Below are 610 nucleotides of genomic sequence, written 5' to 3'. Positions count from 1 at the left end.
AACTCAGGCGTCATCACCCGGTTTAAAACCAGAATTGAGAATTGCTCGTGCCGTTTGCACCGTCCGTCGCGCCAGCGAATGAAATAGCGTTCAATGCTGTTATTTGTGGTCCACTGAGATAAGGTTTCCAAAAAAGGGTTCCACTGATAGCGTCCATCTTCGTCTGTGATAGACAGGTCTGAAACTGGCTTACCAATATCGTGGAACAAACCGCCAAGAGCCGCCGCAACACGCCACCTTGGCTCTAGCTCTTTTTTCTCAACCGGTGTGCCACTGGCAACAAAGATGATCCCTTCAGCTGCTTGTCCCGCCCAGAAAGCAACTTCCAACGAGTGACGTAATAAACCACCAGCGCCACTGTGATGATGATGCTCAGAAGCTGGCAACAAATGAACATAAGCAGCAAGATGATCAATGCAGGGTTGAATCAGCCTTTGAAAATCACGCTGATTAAAGCCTATTACCTGGCGCAGTTTGGCAATTAGCTCGTCTTGTGTGGACTGCAAATCCTCGGGTGATGCAGCTGGCAACCCCTTTAGGAATGGCGGGTAGCGTGGGATTTCTGCATCCAGTTGCGATGACAGCTCTGGTAGTGCTTTGGTTTGAAAAA

Annotated in this window: 1 protein-coding gene; it reads right to left on the bottom strand. The window is 49.2% G+C overall.

What is annotated here, in order from left to right:
- The coding region (mobH, locus tag R7044_RS26480) for a MobH family relaxase (protein ID WP_225456145.1) at positions 1 to 610 on the bottom strand (610 nt) is incomplete at both ends.

It is taken from the genome of Vibrio sp. 1402, assembly GCF_033340275.1.
Note: the sequence above shows the minus strand (reverse complement) of the source record. Positions and strands in the feature narration are given on the sequence as shown.